The organism is Microcoleus sp. S36b_A4 (assembly GCF_036700645.1).
Taxonomy (GTDB): Bacteria; Cyanobacteriota; Cyanobacteriia; order Cyanobacteriales; family Microcoleaceae; genus Microcoleus.
Genome location: NZ_JAUBPI010000002.1, coordinates 79716 through 96282, shown reverse-complemented (window position 1 = coordinate 96282; position 16567 = coordinate 79716). Strand labels below are relative to the sequence as shown.

Below are 16567 nucleotides of genomic sequence, written 5' to 3'. Positions count from 1 at the left end.
AGTTGGGACAGGGTGGCGGTTGATTCCGCGTACTACAACCCGATCGGGCTATTGTTGCCGGAGTCTACACCGCCGATGTCCACAATTATGTGACATGATTAACTTCCTATTCAGTTTTCAAGGTTCATATTGCTTGAGGGGCAAGGCTTTGAAGCTCTTTCCCCTTCGCCATACATTTATACTACATTGCGTAATACAAGACTGTCAAGGGGGTAATACAACTTTTTTTTAAATTGGGTTTTTTAAAGGGGTGTTGATCGCTCCCCCCAACCCTCTACGTTCGCCAAAACCCTTATAAATAAAGAGATATTGCGGCTCAACTGATGTTGTAGCGTAAGGTAAATCTGATGCTGAAACTGTACTACACTCCAATTTCGCAGAATTCTCGCCGTCGCCCGAGGTGGCACTTCTGGAAAATGCGATAATCAGCTTTTAGATATCAAATACTACAAATCAAACCTTGTCGGAATTGCCCTTAACTCCCGTGCCCGCATCCCCAGAACCCGATCGCCCAAACGTCCATCACTGGCTACACTCGTTAGATACCTGTCCGAGTACCAACAGTTGGGCGATCGCCCGCGCGGCCGGGCTCCACCACGGAGATGCAGTATTTACGAAGCGACAAACCAGCGGGCGCGGCCAACACGGGCGCACCTGGCACGCCCCAAGCGGTGTCTTGACTGTTAGTTTTGTACTCGAAAACCTCAACCCTACTCTGTTGCCGGGACTCAGTTTAGCAGCGGGTTTAGCGGTGATTTACGCGATCGAAGATTTAGTTCCTGACTGTCGTGATATGCTGCGCCTGAAATGGCCAAACGATGTCTGGATCGATCGCCACAAATTAGCCGGAATTCTCTGCGAAGCCACTTCGGGCAATGCTTTGGGCACAACTCGCGCGGTTGTCGGAATTGGGCTCAACCGCTGCGTAGATTTCGCGGCTGCGGGATTGGATGAAAGGGATCTCGGCAATGCGGTAAGCTTGCATTCTATTGCTAGTACAGTACCAGATGAACTGTGTTTGCTCGATCGACTGCGGCACTATTTACTCGAACTAGCCGATATGTTTTCTACCACAGACAAGCCAGCCTCCAAGTCCGGTTTAGCGCTACTTTTGCCGGAATTGCGCCGCCGCGATGCGTTGATTGGCTGCCCGGTGGCGATCGAACTTTCCTCCGAAACCATCTGCGGAGAAGCCGCCGGCATTGATGGAAGCGGCCGCTTGCTAATATGCTTGGCGGGCGATCGAATACAAGCCTTTACCTCTGGGCGAGTTCGATTAATTTAAGAGGAAGAAGTCATTAGTCAGTAGTCATTAGTCAGTAGTCAACAGTCAACAATTCCCCATTCTCAATTACCAATTCCCAATTCCCAATTCCCCATTCCCTATTTCTAATTTATCACCTCAAATACTACCAATCTGCTCAGCCACAGCGGTTGATTGGCCTCCACACCTTCGGGACGACCCTTGGTAGAAGCAACTTGTATTCTGTTGCCATTTATCCCTTGTCTAACCAAAATATTTTTCACATTTGTCGCCCTTTCCAGTGCCAACTTTTGAGTTTCTACCGGAGTGCTTTTAAAATCGCTGTAGCCAACTACCCTTAAATTCTTCGTGCGATTTTTCTCCATATATTCCTTGACTTTGCTAAGCTTTTCTGCTACATCTTTCGCCTGCAAACTTGCCGAACCTGCACCGAAATATACGCGAACTGGCATTATTATCTTGGGTGGCGGTGGAGTTCCTATTATCACTGTATTTGTTACAGACTTCACCCCCGGAATTTTCTCAAAAGCTTGAGTTATTTTCTGAGCATCTGGTACTTTGCTTACGCTGCCTGCAACGGCGACTTTTCCCTCTGCATAGCGAGCTGAGATATTAATGCTTTCTACTTTATTCAAAAGAGCTGCTGTCCGCTTGACATCGGCTTCGACTAAAACCGGATCTGGCGGTACTTCAACGGCTATAATTTTATTTTCAATTCTTGATTGGGGAGCCGCTTGCTGAGCGATTTTTTCCGCTTTCGATCGCAGATTTTGATTCGGCACTCGTCCCGAAATCTCCAATACTCTATCTTTAACATCAGCCACGAGGCGATAAACTGATAAATCGGGAGCAGATTGTAATGCTAAATTTGTATCTGCTTCTAAGCTCGCTGCAACTCTGCTGCGGTATTGATGAATTCCCCAAGGTACGCCAATTAAACCTAACGCTGCCAAACCGATCATGGGTAAAATTGGACGTTTACGAGATTTAACTTTTACCTCTGTATCGATTAATTTTTGCAATTTCGAGTTTACTTCGGGTGGCACAGTCGCTGGATCGCCGTTGAATGACTGGATTCGATCCCCGTATTCTTGAACAATATTGTTGAATATCGATCGCATTTTATACTTAAACCACTGGCGGGTTTCTCCTTGCATAACTACGGCCAGATAACACGAACCCGCTACTTCCAATACTATCTTAGATGTCCCGTATTCGATAGCATCAATCTCTGCAATATTTCCCGACTGAGATATGCAATCGTTAACAAAAGCCCGAATAGCAGTCAGCATCCCTGCTACCATCTCTGATTCTAGCTGTTCGCGTTCAGACTTCTGCACTGCTGAAATTACTAAGCCCGATTGCGTTTGAATTAAAAAAACCGCTTTAACACTCAGTGGTGTTGTTTCTTTCATCAGCAATTCTGCTTCAGAAATGCCCTGTAATTTGGCTTTAATTTTGCGACTAATTCCCTCTGGACTTAAAGATGCTTCGAGTTTTTCATTAATCTCCCGCATCCTCTCGGCGATGTATTTTAAAATCGTGCTGCCGATGATCGGATAAAGTGCATCCGACATTGCTTCTCGCTTGAGATGAATTTGCTGTTTGATAGCGGCAGCCATTTCCGGCGCGATCGCCATGGCAATTTCATCGGGCGATTCACTCATTCTGTGGCTGATTCCCACAGGAAGGGCCGACGATATGGCTACTCCCATCGATTGTCTATTTTCTCGGGTTTTCGTATTAATTATTTCATCAATTATCGGACTTATGGTTTCGACAAATGATTTTCTCGACTCATTAATTGTTTGGAGCATCATTTCGGGAAACATGATTTTAATTCGGGCGATTAATTCTTCCCGATCGCCTCCCCATTCAGCATCAGTAATTTTGCGATCGAGTTCCCCTACTTTATCGTTGAGTCTGTAATTATAACTTACAACTTCATCTAACAATGGTAAAATAGATTCGATCACCGACTTTTGTAGTTGAGCGTGATGGCTAACCATCAGCTCGTCAATCAAAGGTTTCAGTAAATCGGTAAACAAGTCTGTCGATTCATAAATCCGGTGTTCGATCGCCACAATCTGTTGTTCGATCTTCGCGAGTCTTTGATCGATCCTTTTATTCTGAATGATGGCATCGACAGCCGGGGCGATCGCAGATTCTATCTCTAGCTGGGCTTCCCCGATGTTTCGAGACAGCATTTCTACAATCACTGGCATTATTCTTGCCATCAACCCTTCTATCTCGGCTAAAACTTGCTGCTGAACTTCGAGAATCTTAGTTTCATTATTTAATATTTGTGCTGCAATACCGCTGTTTTGAATAGCCGTATTGACACCAGGCGCGATCGCCTCTCTCACCTCTAACTTTGTCTCCTCGATTTTCCGGTTCAGCGACTCAATCATTAACGGCATTAGCCTTGCCATTATATCTTCCGGCTGAGTTTTTTGCTGTCGTTGAAGATTATTTAGTCTACTTTCTACGTCGCTCAATTTTCCTTGAACTTCTCTTTGAAGAATTGCTGATTCTATCAAAGGTTGGATCGTCGCTGCTACTTGTAATTTTGATTCATCGATTTTCTGATTCAGCAAATCAGTTATTGCCGGCATTAGCATCGCCATTATCTCTTCTGGCTTCTGAATTGGCGACTGTTGCGTAGCCAGCCGCCGCTCGATGATGCTCAATACTTTTTCTTCTATTTCTACCCAAGCTATTCTTACCTGCACTGAGGGGGCGACAGCTTCTACAACCTCTAATTTTAATTCACTAATTTTGCGGTTCAGTAAATCGCTAACTACTGGTACTAGCTGCTTGATTAAATCTTCCGGTTGCTGCTGGTAACGCTGCTGAATATTTGCAACTCTATCTTCAATTCTTACTACCTGTTCTTCAAGTCCGTTTTGATTGTGAATTACTTGATTGACTCTCGGTGCGATCGCCGAAGCTACCTCTAACTTAGACTCCTCTACCTTACGGTTGAGCAGATCGCCCACCACTGGCATCAGCCGTTGGATTAAGTGTTCTGTATTCGGCAGTGGCTGCTGGTTCAAGTTAGCAATTTGATTTTCCCAATCTGCTAATTTTGCCTCCAACTCGATGCGATTAATTTTATTATTGCTCGCGAGGTCGATCGCCTTTTTTAATTCCGACTTCAACTCCTCTAATTCTTCTCTCACTAATTCAGGAATTAACGGTTTCAGCAAAATCATCAATTCTTCGGGTTGAGACATCAATTTCTCAAAATTTTCTAACCTTTGTTCCACGCTCAAAACATTACTGTAAAATTCCGGTAAATCCCTTTCAAACAGTAGTTGTTGCAACTGCTTAAACTGCTCTACTGCTTGTTCTAATTCTTCTTCCGACGGTCGAGTTTTTTTAGCTACTTTCCCCGCTATAGATAAATCGGGTTCCTCATTATTGTTTTCTCGTCTTTGATGTGGGATCTCTTCCTCGTTAGTTAATACTTCCGGTACAATACTCGGTGATTCGATCCGAAAAGACAATTGTTTGCGCCGATTTTCCTCATCCTCCAACCGCTGCACAGACTTTTCCGAAAGCGGTAACTTCAGCTCGCTTGGTTCTTTTTTTGATTTCTTTAACAACTGAAATTCAGTCAGTATGGTTAGCAATTCCTGAAGTTGCTCTCCAGCTTTAGAACTTGCCAGAGTTGCATCAGAAACCTCTTTTTCTGACTGATATATTTTGCCTGAATTATCATTAGATGCTGCCATACTGCGCTACCAAAAGTTGATTTTAATCGACCGAAGGAAATTACCAGCTTGCTTGCCGCCTCACCCCAGCGAAAATCAATAGGAATGACACAATTGTTCCAAGCGTCAGGCGTACTAAAGCTATCGCCCTATTTTAACTGCTGCTCTGCGACTAGCCAACTGAGCCGCCAACTGCAATGCTGCCTTCATGCTGGAGGCATCCGCAATCCCTTGACCTACAATATCAAAAGCTGTGCCGTGATCCGGAGATGTGCGGACAAAAGGCAAGCCAATTGTAGTGTTGACTGCTTTATCGAAAGCCATCAATTTTACTGGAATCAACCCCTGGTCGTGGTACATTGCCAAGTAACCGTCGTGAGCTTCCTTGGCTAAACCGTACCAAACTTTAGCCGGTTTTACCCACAGGGTATCCGGGGGGACTGGCCCGTCTAACTGCACTTGAGGAAAGCGATCGCGCTGCGTTTCCAACCAAGGTATCATCCAGTCTTGCTCTTCATTTCCCAGTTTGCCATTTTCGCCGCTGTGAGGATTTAAGCCAGAAATCGCAATTTTCGGTCTTTCCAGCCCAAAATCTTCCCGCAAACAGTCTATCAGTAATTCTAGTTTTTCACTCAGTAATTCTGGACTCAAAGCATCGGGTACTTGACGGAGGGAAATATGTGTGGTAGCGAGTAAAGTTACGAGCGTCCAACCGCTGTGTGGAGATGTGGCGGCAAACAGCATTCCGAATCGCTGCGATTTCGCTCTTTCTGCGAGGAGTTCTGTTTGTCCGGGATAATTGTAACCTGCCGCCTGCCAGCAAGTTTTGGAAATCGGGCCTGTGACGATGGCCGAGAATTCGCCGGCGATGGTACGGGCGATCGCACTTTCCATATAAGCAAAGCTAGCCGCCCCGCTAGCTGCACTCCCGACACCGGGTACTATTTCGCCCCACTTGCTGTCTGGTTCGATATCAATAATATTTAATGTTTCGGGATTTACCGCTTCTGCTGCGGGATTGCTCGATCGCAACTTATCGTAAGTTTGCTGCAAAACTCTCTTAGATCCGAAAACCGTCACCATCAAAGCAGCAGCGGGATCTGCCAATGCCTTGAGAATCACTTCCGGGCCAATTCCCGCCGGATCTCCCAGAGTTACAGCTAGTTTTGATTCCCGATCGAGACTCAAGGCAGTTTTCTCCAACAAAATACAGGAATTGCGGCACTGAAATTTTAGCATTCATGTACCGGGTTGCCCCAAATTATATTATCTTTATTTAATGCGATCGCCCAATTAGACTTATCAAATCATGAATCCTGAAATTTTCAATGCAGCCTTTTTGTCCTTTTCCCTAATTTTCGTGGGTATAGGTGGAGGCTTCCTCCTGCTCAAATTGCAAGGCGGCGAAGAATAAGTTTTTTTCAACCAATCCTTCAGAAGCCTTCTACCTTCTGCCTTCTAGAGTCTACTTGCTGCCGAAAGCAAGCCTGCTGGCGAATATCTCAAGCCTAAAATGAGAAATTATCAGGTTTTTGTTAAGTTTTTATAACAAACTTAACAAAAACCTGATACCATCTTATAGAAAGTTTAAGATTCATAATTAATCCCTAGATGACTTTATTGATTTTAGGTGCCACCGGCACTCTCGGCCGCCAAATAGCCCGCCGCGCCCTAGACGAGGGCTACCAGGTGCGCTGTTTAGTCAGAAGTTACAGAAAAGCTGCATTTTTGAAAGAATGGGGCGCTGAACTCGTACCGGGAAACCTTTGCCAGCCAGACAGTCTGCCTCCGGCCCTAGAAGGCGTCAGTGCTATTATCGATGCAGCAACAGCCAGTGCAGCAGATTCTGTCAGCATCAAAAGAGTAGACTGGGACGGAAAAGTATCGCTGATCCAAGCAGCAGCAGCAGCAGGCATCAAGCGTTACATATTCTTTTCCTTTCTCGACGCCGAGAAATATCCCCAAGTCCCGTTGTTGGAAATCAAGCGTTGTACCGAACTGTTTTTAGCAGAATCCGGTTTAGACTACACAATCTTGAGACCTTGCGGCTTTTTGCAAGGACTGGTGAGCCTGTATGCAATGCCGATTTTGGACAATCAGGCAGTCTGGCTGCCCAACAAGCCATCCGCCCTTGCCTACATGAACACTCAGGACGTTGCTAAATTTGCCGTCCGGGCTCTTTCGGTTCCTGAAACCGAGAAAAAAAGCTTTCCGGTGGTGGGAAATCGCGCTTGGGATGCTGACGAAATCGTGCGGTTGTGCGAACGGCTGTCAGGGAAGCAAGCCAAAATTACGCGCACCCCAGACGCCTTGTTGAAGGCTACTCGTAAATTAGCTACCTTCTTTCAGTGGAGTTGGAACGTAGCTGACAGATTGGCTTTTTCAGAAGTTTTGGCAGCCGGAAAACCCTTGAAAGCTCCGATGGATGATGTTTACAGTGTCTTCGGAATCGACCCCAAAGAAACTACTACTTTGGAGTCTTATCTCGAAGAATACTTTAATCTGATTATGAAGAAGCTCAAGGAAATAGAGTACGAGCAGCTTAAGACTAAAAAACGGAGTAAACAAAAAATGCCCTTTACATTTTAAAGTGCCGAAAGCAGGGATTATATACAACGACGTTAAACCTGTGGCTTGTCGCATCGCCGCAGAGTTGGAAGACAAGCTGACTGCCCGCGGCTGGGAGGTTTGCTCGGTTTCTGGTTCCGGAGGAATTCTGGGCTATTCTAGCCCCGATCGCCCCCTGTGCCACACTCAGATCGAACAACTCGTCCCCCCCGGTTTTGACAGCGACATGGAGTTTGCAGTGGTTTTGGGCGGCGACGGTACGGTGCTGTCGGCATTTCGCCAAGTCGCTCCGATTGGAGTGCCGCTGCTGACTGTCAATACCGGTCACATGGGCTTTTTAACAGAAACTTACCTGAACTTGCTGCCGCAAGCTTTGGAAAAGGTAATCGCTGGAGAATACGAAATAGAAGAAAGATCAATGCTGGCGGTGCGGTTGTTTCGAGAAAACGACTGCCTCTGGGAAGCCCTTTGTCTCAATGAAATGGTGCTGCACCGGGAACCGCTGACTTGTATGTGTCATTTTGAAGTGGCGATCGGCCAGCACGCCTCTATTGACATTGCCGCAGATGGAGTCATCATCGCGACTCCCACAGGTTCGACAGCTTACGCCCTTTCTGCCGGTGGCCCTGTCATCATTCCCGGAGTGCCGGTGCTGCAGTTGCTGCCTATTTGCCCGCATTCAATGGCTTCGCGGGCTTTGGTGTTTTCCAACACTGAGCCGATCAAGATTTTGCCGGCGAGTCCAAACCGCCTGGTAATGGTGGTAGACGGGAACGGCGGATGTTATGTTCTGCCGGAGGATTGGGTGCAAGTCGAGCGAGCTCAGTACCCAGCCCGCTTTATTCGGGTGCAATCTTTTGAGTTTTTCCACATTTTGCGGGAAAAATTGGGCTGGGGCTTGCCTCACATTGCTAAACCGAGTTCGGTTGAGTTGCCTTGATATTTGTTGGTAATGAGCGGAGGGCTAAAGTCCCGTCCTTTTAGGGCGGCTTTTTCTTTGTTTTTGGGCAGGATAAAGTTTGATCGGAATCTCGTAAGGAATCCTTAATTCTCGATCGAGATTCCGAACCATCTCCAAACTCAGGCAGCGTTTATGATAGATGTATTCTCGTACTTCTGGGAGTTTAAACCATGTCTCTCGCTGAGTTAATTCCTTTGGTGAACAATCTGAGCCAGTCAGACAAATTATCACTCTTCAAACTCCTAGCAGTGCAAATCCCAGACGCTGAATTACAAGTCATCTTTTCTGCATCAGAGTATCCAGTTTGGTCGCCCTACGATGCAACGGAAGCTGCAAACATTATGATGCAGATGATTCAGGACGATCGAGAGGCATCTACTCATGCCTAGTTAGATCGAGTTTCCCTTTTCTGACGATGAAGCATTACCCACGATTCCCATCACTCTGATTCATGCAGGCTTTTCTGTCTCGGCGAATGCACTGCTAGATACTGGGTCTGCGGTCAATCTATTACCTTATGACATTGGTCTGCAATTGGGTGCAATTTGGGAGGAACAAACTGTCCGCTTGCCATTGGCTGGAAATCTGGCAACGGTTGAGGCGCGGGGTGTATTTGTAGATGTTCAAATTGGGAATCTGGAACCCGTTCGCCTAGCATTTGCTTGGGCACAAGCCTCTCAGGTTCCATTAATTCTCGGGCAAACCAACTTCTTTCGAGAATTTGATGTTTGTTTTGTGCGATCGCGAGGCACGATCGAAATTATTCGCTTCTAATAAGCATCGATGCAGAACTCGGAGTTTTATTTAGCTTAACTCTCGATCGAGCTTCCGAACCATCTCCAAAGTCAGGCTGCGTTTACGAGATAACGCTCCCAATCAGTGATTGTTTTTATAGAATTCGATGAGAATATTGGTGTCACACAAAATCATTGGTTTTATTTGCCCCAGGCGTCTTTGCGAATGTCGTCTAGAGTGATATTTTTTTCTTCCCAGATTCCAGCTAGCTCAAAAAAGGATTGTTCTTGATTGGAGTCATCTTTTTTTTGTTCTATCGTTTGAGTTTGGCTGGCTTGAAATTCTAGAAATTCGATAAATTCAATAACTTTATTGCGTTGTTCGGGGGAAAAATGTTTGATTTTTTGGATTGCCATTTCTAGGGTTAACATGGGTTTCTCCTTAATTGTTTTTGGTACTATTTTAACGATTTACACAAACATCTTTTTTTGGGATCTACTAGCTTGTTGCATGGGTGCGCGATCGAAGCGTATCTATTGATTCTACCAATTTTCTGTAGGTCAAGCTCTCGATCGAGCTTCCGAATCATCTCCAAAGTCAGGCAGCGTTTGCGAGATAACGGCTAAGATAAGCGGTGGCAGATAATCTCGGCATCCCCACTAGAATCTCTTGCCCGTCCGCTTTATCGACTTGTTAGACCACGTATGAAGATCGCCACTAATTTGGCGATCGCCTGCTTTGAGGGTTGTTTTATTGTTCCTCTTCAAATGCGCCAAGAGCATCATCGAACTTGTTGATAAGGTCGAGTAATTGCAACACGACGCGATCGAAGATTTTTTTGCGCTCTAATAGTTTGGGTTTTTCGTTACAGGCATTCAGAACTGTCTCGCGTAATGGTTCCTTGCCTGAGAATTTGTAGTCGGCGATCATTTGGTGGACGGCTTCGAGCTTCAGATTCTCCTTGAGACAGAGTTGGCGCACGGCGACCGTGCGTTCCTGATTCCAGAAGCTCTGAAATGCGGTTTCGATCGCATCTTCTGGCTTAATTGTGGGCATCTGCTCATCAATGAACTTTTCAATGAGATCGCGTTTACTGCGTAACTGGACTTCTTGCCCAACGAGGTCGAGGATAGATTCTTTTTTCTTCTGATAGTCTTCCTCGCTAGTTTTGATGTTTCGTCGGAGTTCTGCTAGGAGTTTGAGAATGTAGGAGACATTGATTTCATCGCGTTGAATCAATTCCAATTCAAAATCAACTTCTTCAATGAGAGACTTATCTTCTTCGTCATTGCGCGATCGCGTTCTGTCGTAAATGTCGAGGTACTTGCTCTTATAATCTTCAAAGGTCTGTTCGTCCATGTTCAGGTCAGTAAAATTAAACTCGGTGAAGGATTTAGTGACGTTTAATAGACGGATGAGATTACGAAAGGCTTTGACAAATTCCACTTGATCGTCTTCGCTGATCAGTTTATTGACATCGTTGGGGATAGTGGCGATCGCCGTCAATTCCTGCACGCCTTGATTAAATGCTTCAATGTAATGTTCGTAGGGTTCGATAAAGATTTCTTCATTGGCGTTGGCATCGGAGAAGAGGGCGACGGCTTGGTCGGTGTTCTCTTTGAGGTTACGGAAGCAGACAATATTGCCTTGGGATTTGAGTTCGCCCAAAATGCGGTTGGTGCGGGAATAGGCTTGAATGAGTCCGTGATACTGGAGGTTTTTATCAACGTAGAGGGTATTGAGCTTTTTGACATCGAAGCCCGTGAGGAACATATTGACGACTAACAAAATATCGGCCCGATCGCGATCCTGAGCGTTTTCCCGATCGCGGTCTTTCATCCGTTTGGAGATGTCTTTGTAGTAGGTGTAGAAAGCTTTGCTGTCTCTGACCGAATGCTGGGTTTGATAGAGGACGTTGTAATCGTTGATAAATTCGGCCAGTTTGTCGCGGCTGTGGGAACTGTTGCTGGTTTTTAAATCAAAATCGGGTTCGCCGATTAAGCCATTTGCCTCTTCGTCGTCTTCGTTAATGCTGGGGGTGAAAATCGTCACGACTCGCAAGTCATGTAAACCCTGTTTTTGCTTATTTTTAAAAGTTTCGTAATAGGTCAGTAAGCTATCAATATTACTGACGCAGAGTATGGCGGAGAATTTTTTATTGTGGGTTTTGCGATCGTGGTTGGCGATTATCCAATCAACGACACCTGCGATTCTCTTGGGGTCTTCAAAAAAGGTTTTATCGGATAGGGGTTGTAATTCTAAACTGCCATCTTTGCGGCGAATTCTCCCCCAATATTCAACGGAGAATTTAAGGACGTTTTCGTCGGCGATCGCATTAGTGATCACATATCTATGCAGGCATTCTTGGAATAGGTCTTTGGTGGTGCGTTTGCCATAGGCGTTACTGGCGGCATTGTCGGCGAAGATGGGTGTGCCAGTGAAGCCAAACATTTGGGCGTTGGGGAAGAATTTGACAATATTTTTGTGGGTTTCGCCAAATTGGGAACGATGGCATTCGTCGAAGATGAAGACGATACGCTGATTCCGCAGGGGTTCCATGACAGATTCATGGCGAGGGTTTCTGATGGCGTTATTGAGTTTTTGGATGGTGGTGACAATGAGATTGCTGTCGCCTGTCATCTGATTGACAAGTTCTTTGGTGTTGTCGGTTGTATCTACGCAGTCGGGGCTAAAGTAGTTGAATTCCCTGCTGGTTTGGTAGTCGAGGTCGGCGCGATCGACCACAAACAGCACTTTATGGACCTTGGGGAGTGCGGTGAGGATTTGGGCGGCTTTGAAGCTGGTGAGGGTTTTGCCTGATCCTGTGGTGTGCCAGATGTAGCCGTTTTTGTCGGTGTCTTTGACGCGCTCAATGATGGCTTCGACAGCGTAATATTGGTAGGGTCGCAGCACCATTAGCACTTTGTCGGATTGGTGCAGGACGATGTATTTGCAGATCATTTTGGAGAGGTGGCATTTCTCCAGAAAGGCGGTTGCAAAATCTTCGAGTGGGGTGATTAGGTTATTTTCCGCATCTGCCCAGTAGAAGGTTTGTTTGTATTCTTGTTTGCGGTTGTTGGCGTAGTAGCGGGTGTTGACTCCGTTGGAGATGACAAAAATTTGCACGTATTGAAATAGCCCAAAGTCTGCACCGTAGGAGTGGCGTTGGTAGCGGTTGATTTGGTTGAATGCTTCTTTTAGTTCGAGTCCTCGGCGTTTGAGTTCGATTTGGACGAGGGGGAGTCCGTTGATTAATAAAGTTACGTCGTAGCGGTTTTTGTATTTGCCTTGTTGGGCGATCTGGTGGGTGACTTGGTATTGATTTTGACACCAGTGTTCGGTGTTTAAAAATTCTAAATAAAGGGGTGTACCATCATCGCGGATGAGTTGCATTTTGTCGCGGAGGCGTTCGGCGCGATCGAAGACGTTGCCTTTGTCGAGGTGGTTGAGGACTCGTTTAAATTCTTCGGGGCTGAGTTGGGTATTGTTATGTTTTTCGAGTTGGGTTTTGAGGTTGGCGGTGAAGTCGGCGGCGTTGCGGATGGTGACAGGTTCGTAGCCGAGTCCCGTCAGGCGATCGATCAAGTTTTGTTCGAGTTCTTGTTCTGATTGAGTCATGGTTTAGGGAATGGGGAATGGGGCATGGGGTTTAGAGTAATTTAGTTGATTCAGATTCTGGGGTAAGGTCGAGATTGCGATAAATTTGCTCAATGGGAAAACTTAAATTGATGCTTTTGAGTTCTATAGTGTCGCCTGCTTGGTAGTTAATAATCAGCCATTCACCTGTATCTTTTTTATGATACAAATCTATTTCAATGCTGGTGGAACTTACTAATAAATAATCTTGTAAAACTGGATTTTTGCGGTACATCCTAAATTTGCCGCCTCTGTCGTAGGATTCCGTGCTAGGAGAAAGAACTTCCACGATTAGGCAGGGATAGGTAATGTATTGGGTTGTGGTTTTATCCCGTTCGTCGCAGGTTACACTAGCATCGGGGTAAGTAAAGTTACTGGTTTCAACGATGTTAATCTTGACATCAGAATTGCCCGTTATACAGCCGCTATTTTCTACATGATTATCGAACATAGCAGTAAGTCTGATGGCAATGCGTCCATGGTTTACGCTGCCGCCACTCATGGCGTAGACTTGACCGTCAATATACTCATGCTTTTCTAGCTGCTGTTCTTCCCAGGCAAAGTATGCTGCTGGGGTAAGTTGGGGCAAGTTTTCTTTGGCGGCGAGCATTTTTTTTGGTAATGGATAGTAGGTAATGGGTAATGGAGTTTATTTCTATTCCCTATTTTAGTCTCACACAAACATTTTTTGCAGCAAGCCTTTTTAAAGTTGTTCGATTAAATTGATTTGTTGCCCGATCGTAAAAATTGACATAAATTTCACGCACTCAGTACGGGACTTCTCTGAGATGGCAAGGAGTGGATTGTGCAGGGTGCTACACTAGGGAATATGGCGTTTGGGAGAGGTGTTTTATGGTGCAAGCGCAGTTTAATTTAGATGAGTCATTGTGGGCATTTGTGCAAAAATCGCGGCAGTATGGTTTTCAGAATCAGGATGAATTGATTCGGGTGGCGCTGGGGAAGTTGCAGCAGGAGTTAGATTCGTTGGAGATGTCGGCGGATTTATATACGGAGGTTTATGCGGAGGATGCGGATTTGCAGGCTTTGACGGATAGCGCGCTGGCGGGTTGGCCAGAATGAATAGTTTGCGGCGCGGGCAGATTATTGATGTTGATTTGGAACCGACGAGAGGTTCTGAAACGGGGAAGGTTCGGCTTTGTATCATTGTGACGAATGATGTTTACAATGCGCGTGTGCCTGTGATTCAGGTTGTGCCGATTACGGAATGGAATGAGAAAAAGGCGCGCATCTCGACGAATATTGATTTAGATCCATCGGCGATGAATGGACTGGCGAAACGATCGATCGCGGATTGTTTACAGACTCGTCCGATCGACCATCGGCAACGGCTGGTAAGGGTACGTGGAGAGTTGAGTGGGGAGGATTTGGCTAGGGTTGATGGGGCGATTAAGCAAGTATTTGGCTTTAGTTAACGATAAACAGCAGCAATTCCAGGGACTACACAAACATTTTTTGTAGTAAGCCTTTTTTGAATTGTTCTGTTAATTCGATTTGCTTGGCAACGGCTTCGATCTTTTGGTCGATCGCCGTCAAAAAATCAGCTATTTTCTCTTGTTCTTTAATACAGGGAATTGCAATCCTACAATTTCCAATTTCTCCCAAATTGATCTTTTTGGGAAATGCCACGTGAATCGTTCTCTTATGCAGTTCACGCTGAAAATAAATACTCGACATGAAATAAGTGAGAAAACCTGAAATAGCAATTTTGTTCGACTTAATCAGGGCCAGACTCACATAAAATGATGCTCGAACATCCCAATCTATTAAACGACAGGTTCCAATATCACCAATTCGAGTCATAAGAATATCACCTTTCTCTAAACAAACTCGCTTATTTTCCTGAATAAATACTTCTTCTGAGATCAACTTTGTGTCTGTAAAATTGTTAGAAGTTAGGTGTTCTACGCTGTAGAATGGAACCCCTTTGCTTACATAATTCGGAGTTTGATGTGTTCCATCATATATTTTGGTAATGCTCCCTAGTTTTTTCTTCTCCCAATCAGGAAAAGGCTTCCCACGATCGCACTTAAACCGAATTTGTTGCGAAAAGAGTTTCTGCATTACGCCCCGTTTATAGGTTTGCAGGAGTTCGTGCTTGCGGCGCAGTTGGGTGAGGCGGGTGTCTACTGCCCCCAGAAAACTCGCAATCTTTTCCTGTTCGGCGATCGAAGGGCAAAATATTTTTATCTTCAATATGTCATCAATGTTAATTCTCGTAACAGTTGATCCAATCACATATTCATATATTTCACGCCTACATTGTTTTGTCGTTAAATAGAAAGATAGAAAATGAGGATTAATGAGATTTTTGTTTGGGCGCAACAGTACCATTCTTTGACCCATGCAAATTTTTAGGGATGGAGGAACTAAGCAAGTCTCACCCGCCGGAGCTTCTCTTGTAAACAAGACATCTCCATGTTCAGGAACTGCTCTTTGTGTCCATTCAATAAATCCCTCTTTAGTTGTGTATTTAATATCGTCAAAAAGCAAAGCTCCATTACGGACATTGCTTGTTCGCACAACAAGATATTCTGAAAAATCTACATATGGAGCGGTTTTATGTTCACAATCAATTACCTCACAAAGTTGACTAACTGAATAATATGTTTTATTTGCCTTCCTACTCATAACGGCACCTCAATCCCCAACTCCTCACAAAACCCACGAATCACCCGATCGTTCCTCTCCATATCTTTATCCATCTGCCTCAACTCCTGCGCGAGCGAGAAAATCCGTAATTTCCTGATAAAAAGCCTCTCCCTTTCCCCTGCTACTGCTTGCCGTCACCAACAACCTTAAAACCTCTACCAGTGACGCGATCGCCGCCTCAAAAACCAAGTCATAAAGCTGACTTAAATCGTCTTGGTTTTGTTGTCCATAGGCTAAAGCATTAATATAATTATTGCGAACTTGGTTATTAATCACCACAATCGGATAGCCCGCTCGAATTAACAGTAAATTCATTAATAATCGAGCCGTTCGACCATTCCCATCCCGAAAAGGATGAATCGAAACAAACCGATAATGGGCGATACTTGCATATTCAACCGGATGGAGACTCAAAGCGGCTTCCGAATTGAGCCAACTCGCAAAATCTCCCATTAATTGAGACAGTAAATAGTGAGGAGGATAACGATAATTTGTCCCTGCTGCCATCACATCTAGAGTCCGATAACTCCCCGCCTCCTCTGGGTTGATTTTGCGGAGAATTAGATTGTGAATTTGCTTAATTTCCCATTCGTTAATTTTCGTGTCTTTTTGGGCTAAATGTTCGATATAATCGATCGCCTCCTTGTGCCCGATCGCCTCTAAATGTTCGTCTAGGGTTTTGCCCCCCACCGTAATCCCCTTGGTTAACACTAATTCCGTCTCGCTTTGAGTTAAAGTATTCCCCTCAATGGCATTTGAGTTATAAGTAAAGCGAACATCATAGAGCTTCTTGAGTTCGGCAACGATCGCAGGTTCAAATGGTCTAAACTCATCCAGCCAAGCTTTTAGTTTATCGATCCGTTCTAATTTAAGCCGATAATTCATCGTTAAATAATCCTCGATCGCAGCACTTAATGAAAAATTGGCTTGTTGACTTAAACCAATGAGCCGCCGCATAAAATTCTCATACAGATGAGAAGAAGAAAGCAATAACTGAGTATCCATATTCCCCATACC

At 45.1% G+C, this 16567-nt stretch carries 15 protein-coding genes; 8 read left to right on the top strand and 7 right to left on the bottom strand.

Annotated features, from left to right (window positions below; all coding sequences use genetic code 11):
- Positions 1–460: 460 nt before the first annotated feature.
- The gene (locus QUA03_RS01310; RefSeq protein ID WP_333209060.1) at positions 461–1285 is read left to right on the top strand and encodes a biotin--[acetyl-CoA-carboxylase] ligase; all 825 of its coding nucleotides are present in this window, start codon (positions 461–463) and stop codon (positions 1283–1285) included.
- Between the two features lie 104 nt (positions 1286–1389).
- Here QUA03_RS01310 and QUA03_RS01305 read toward each other — a convergent pair whose 3' ends face one another.
- Both QUA03_RS01305 and pdxA read right to left on the bottom strand, forming a co-directional pair.
- Positions 1390–5001 (bottom strand): OmpA family protein, encoded by a 3612-nt coding sequence (locus tag QUA03_RS01305; protein WP_333209059.1) that lies wholly within the window; start codon positions 4999–5001, stop codon positions 1390–1392.
- A gap of 120 nt (positions 5002–5121) precedes the next feature.
- Positions 5122–6219: a 4-hydroxythreonine-4-phosphate dehydrogenase PdxA gene (pdxA, locus tag QUA03_RS01300; RefSeq protein ID WP_333209057.1), complete on the bottom strand. Its 1098-nt coding sequence runs from the start codon at positions 6217–6219 to the stop codon at positions 5122–5124.
- Between the two features lie 70 nt (positions 6220–6289).
- Here pdxA and petM point away from each other — a divergent pair, with 70 nt between their 5' ends.
- The 5 genes from petM (at position 6290) to QUA03_RS01275 (ending at position 9283) form a co-directional block, all read left to right on the top strand.
- On the top strand, positions 6290–6394 hold the full coding sequence (gene petM, locus QUA03_RS01295; protein ID WP_172189541.1) for a cytochrome b6-f complex subunit PetM: 105 nt from the start codon (positions 6290–6292) through the stop codon (positions 6392–6394).
- 197 nt (positions 6395–6591) lie between these two features.
- Positions 6592–7569: an NmrA family NAD(P)-binding protein gene (locus tag QUA03_RS01290; RefSeq protein ID WP_333209055.1), complete on the top strand. Its 978-nt coding sequence runs from the start codon at positions 6592–6594 to the stop codon at positions 7567–7569.
- A 1-nt stretch (position 7570) separates the two neighbouring features.
- Complete coding sequence (locus QUA03_RS01285; RefSeq protein WP_333209053.1) at positions 7571–8488, top strand: NAD(+) kinase; 918 nt, start codon at positions 7571–7573, stop codon at positions 8486–8488.
- A gap of 191 nt (positions 8489–8679) precedes the next feature.
- On the top strand, positions 8680–8898 hold the full coding sequence (locus QUA03_RS01280) for a hypothetical protein (RefSeq protein ID WP_333209051.1): 219 nt from the start codon (positions 8680–8682) through the stop codon (positions 8896–8898).
- Positions 8899–8941: 43 nt separating this feature from the next.
- Entirely contained in the window at positions 8942–9283 is a 342-nt protein-coding gene (locus QUA03_RS01275) for an aspartyl protease family protein (protein WP_333209154.1), read from the top strand.
- 161 nt (positions 9284–9444) lie between these two features.
- Here the strand turns inward: QUA03_RS01275 and QUA03_RS01270 are convergent, their stop codons facing one another.
- From QUA03_RS01270 to QUA03_RS01260, 3 genes are all read right to left on the bottom strand, one after another.
- Positions 9445–9675, bottom strand: a complete 231-nt coding sequence (locus tag QUA03_RS01270; RefSeq protein WP_333209050.1) for a DUF2281 domain-containing protein — start codon at positions 9673–9675, stop codon at positions 9445–9447.
- A gap of 319 nt (positions 9676–9994) precedes the next feature.
- On the bottom strand, positions 9995–12862 hold the full coding sequence (locus tag QUA03_RS01265) for a type I restriction endonuclease subunit R (RefSeq protein WP_333209048.1): 2868 nt from the start codon (positions 12860–12862) through the stop codon (positions 9995–9997).
- Between the two features lie 31 nt (positions 12863–12893).
- The gene (locus QUA03_RS01260; protein WP_333209046.1) at positions 12894–13490 is read right to left on the bottom strand and encodes a Uma2 family endonuclease; all 597 of its coding nucleotides are present in this window, start codon (positions 13488–13490) and stop codon (positions 12894–12896) included.
- 242 nt (positions 13491–13732) lie between these two features.
- Here QUA03_RS01260 and QUA03_RS01255 point away from each other — a divergent pair, with 242 nt between their 5' ends.
- Positions 13733–13960, top strand: coding sequence for a hypothetical protein (locus QUA03_RS01255; protein WP_333209044.1), 228 nt, complete (start codon positions 13733–13735; stop codon positions 13958–13960).
- The gene (locus QUA03_RS01250) at positions 13957–14313 is read left to right on the top strand and encodes a type II toxin-antitoxin system PemK/MazF family toxin (protein WP_333209042.1); all 357 of its coding nucleotides are present in this window, start codon (positions 13957–13959) and stop codon (positions 14311–14313) included. The genes QUA03_RS01255 and QUA03_RS01250 overlap by 4 nt, the downstream gene beginning before the upstream one ends.
- 25 nt (positions 14314–14338) lie before the next feature.
- Here QUA03_RS01250 and QUA03_RS01245 read toward each other — a convergent pair whose 3' ends face one another.
- A complete protein-coding gene (locus QUA03_RS01245) occupies positions 14339–15529 on the bottom strand; it encodes a restriction endonuclease subunit S (protein WP_333209040.1) in 1191 nt (396 codons plus the stop codon).
- A gap of 66 nt (positions 15530–15595) precedes the next feature.
- The gene (locus QUA03_RS01240) at positions 15596–16555 is read right to left on the bottom strand and encodes a Fic family protein (RefSeq protein ID WP_333209038.1); all 960 of its coding nucleotides are present in this window, start codon (positions 16553–16555) and stop codon (positions 15596–15598) included.
- Positions 16556–16567: the final 12 nt, after the last annotated feature.

Excerpts from the sequence above, each read along its gene's own strand:
- QUA03_RS01260 (WP_333209046.1), bottom strand. The coding sequence starts at position 13,490 with ATGCTCGCCGCCAAAGAAAACTTGCCCCAACTTACCCCAGCAGCATAC.
- QUA03_RS01265 (WP_333209048.1), bottom strand. The coding sequence starts at position 12,862 with ATGACTCAATCAGAACAAGAACTCGAACAAAACTTGATCGATCGCCTG.
- QUA03_RS01290 (WP_333209055.1), top strand. The coding sequence starts at position 6,592 with ATGACTTTATTGATTTTAGGTGCCACCGGCACTCTCGGCCGCCAAATA.
- QUA03_RS01305 (WP_333209059.1), bottom strand. The coding sequence starts at position 5,001 with ATGGCAGCATCTAATGATAATTCAGGCAAAATATATCAGTCAGAAAAA.
- pdxA (WP_333209057.1), bottom strand. The coding sequence starts at position 6,219 with ATGCTAAAATTTCAGTGCCGCAATTCCTGTATTTTGTTGGAGAAAACT.
- petM (WP_172189541.1), top strand. The coding sequence starts at position 6,290 with ATGAATCCTGAAATTTTCAATGCAGCCTTTTTGTCCTTTTCCCTAATT.
- QUA03_RS01280 (WP_333209051.1), top strand. The coding sequence starts at position 8,680 with ATGTCTCTCGCTGAGTTAATTCCTTTGGTGAACAATCTGAGCCAGTCA.
- QUA03_RS01255 (WP_333209044.1), top strand. The coding sequence starts at position 13,733 with ATGGTGCAAGCGCAGTTTAATTTAGATGAGTCATTGTGGGCATTTGTG.
- QUA03_RS01250 (WP_333209042.1), top strand. The coding sequence starts at position 13,957 with ATGAATAGTTTGCGGCGCGGGCAGATTATTGATGTTGATTTGGAACCG.
- QUA03_RS01240 (WP_333209038.1), bottom strand. The coding sequence starts at position 16,555 with ATGGATACTCAGTTATTGCTTTCTTCTTCTCATCTGTATGAGAATTTT.
- QUA03_RS01270 (WP_333209050.1), bottom strand. The coding sequence starts at position 9,675 with ATGTTAACCCTAGAAATGGCAATCCAAAAAATCAAACATTTTTCCCCC.
- QUA03_RS01245 (WP_333209040.1), bottom strand. The coding sequence starts at position 15,529 with ATGAGTAGGAAGGCAAATAAAACATATTATTCAGTTAGTCAACTTTGT.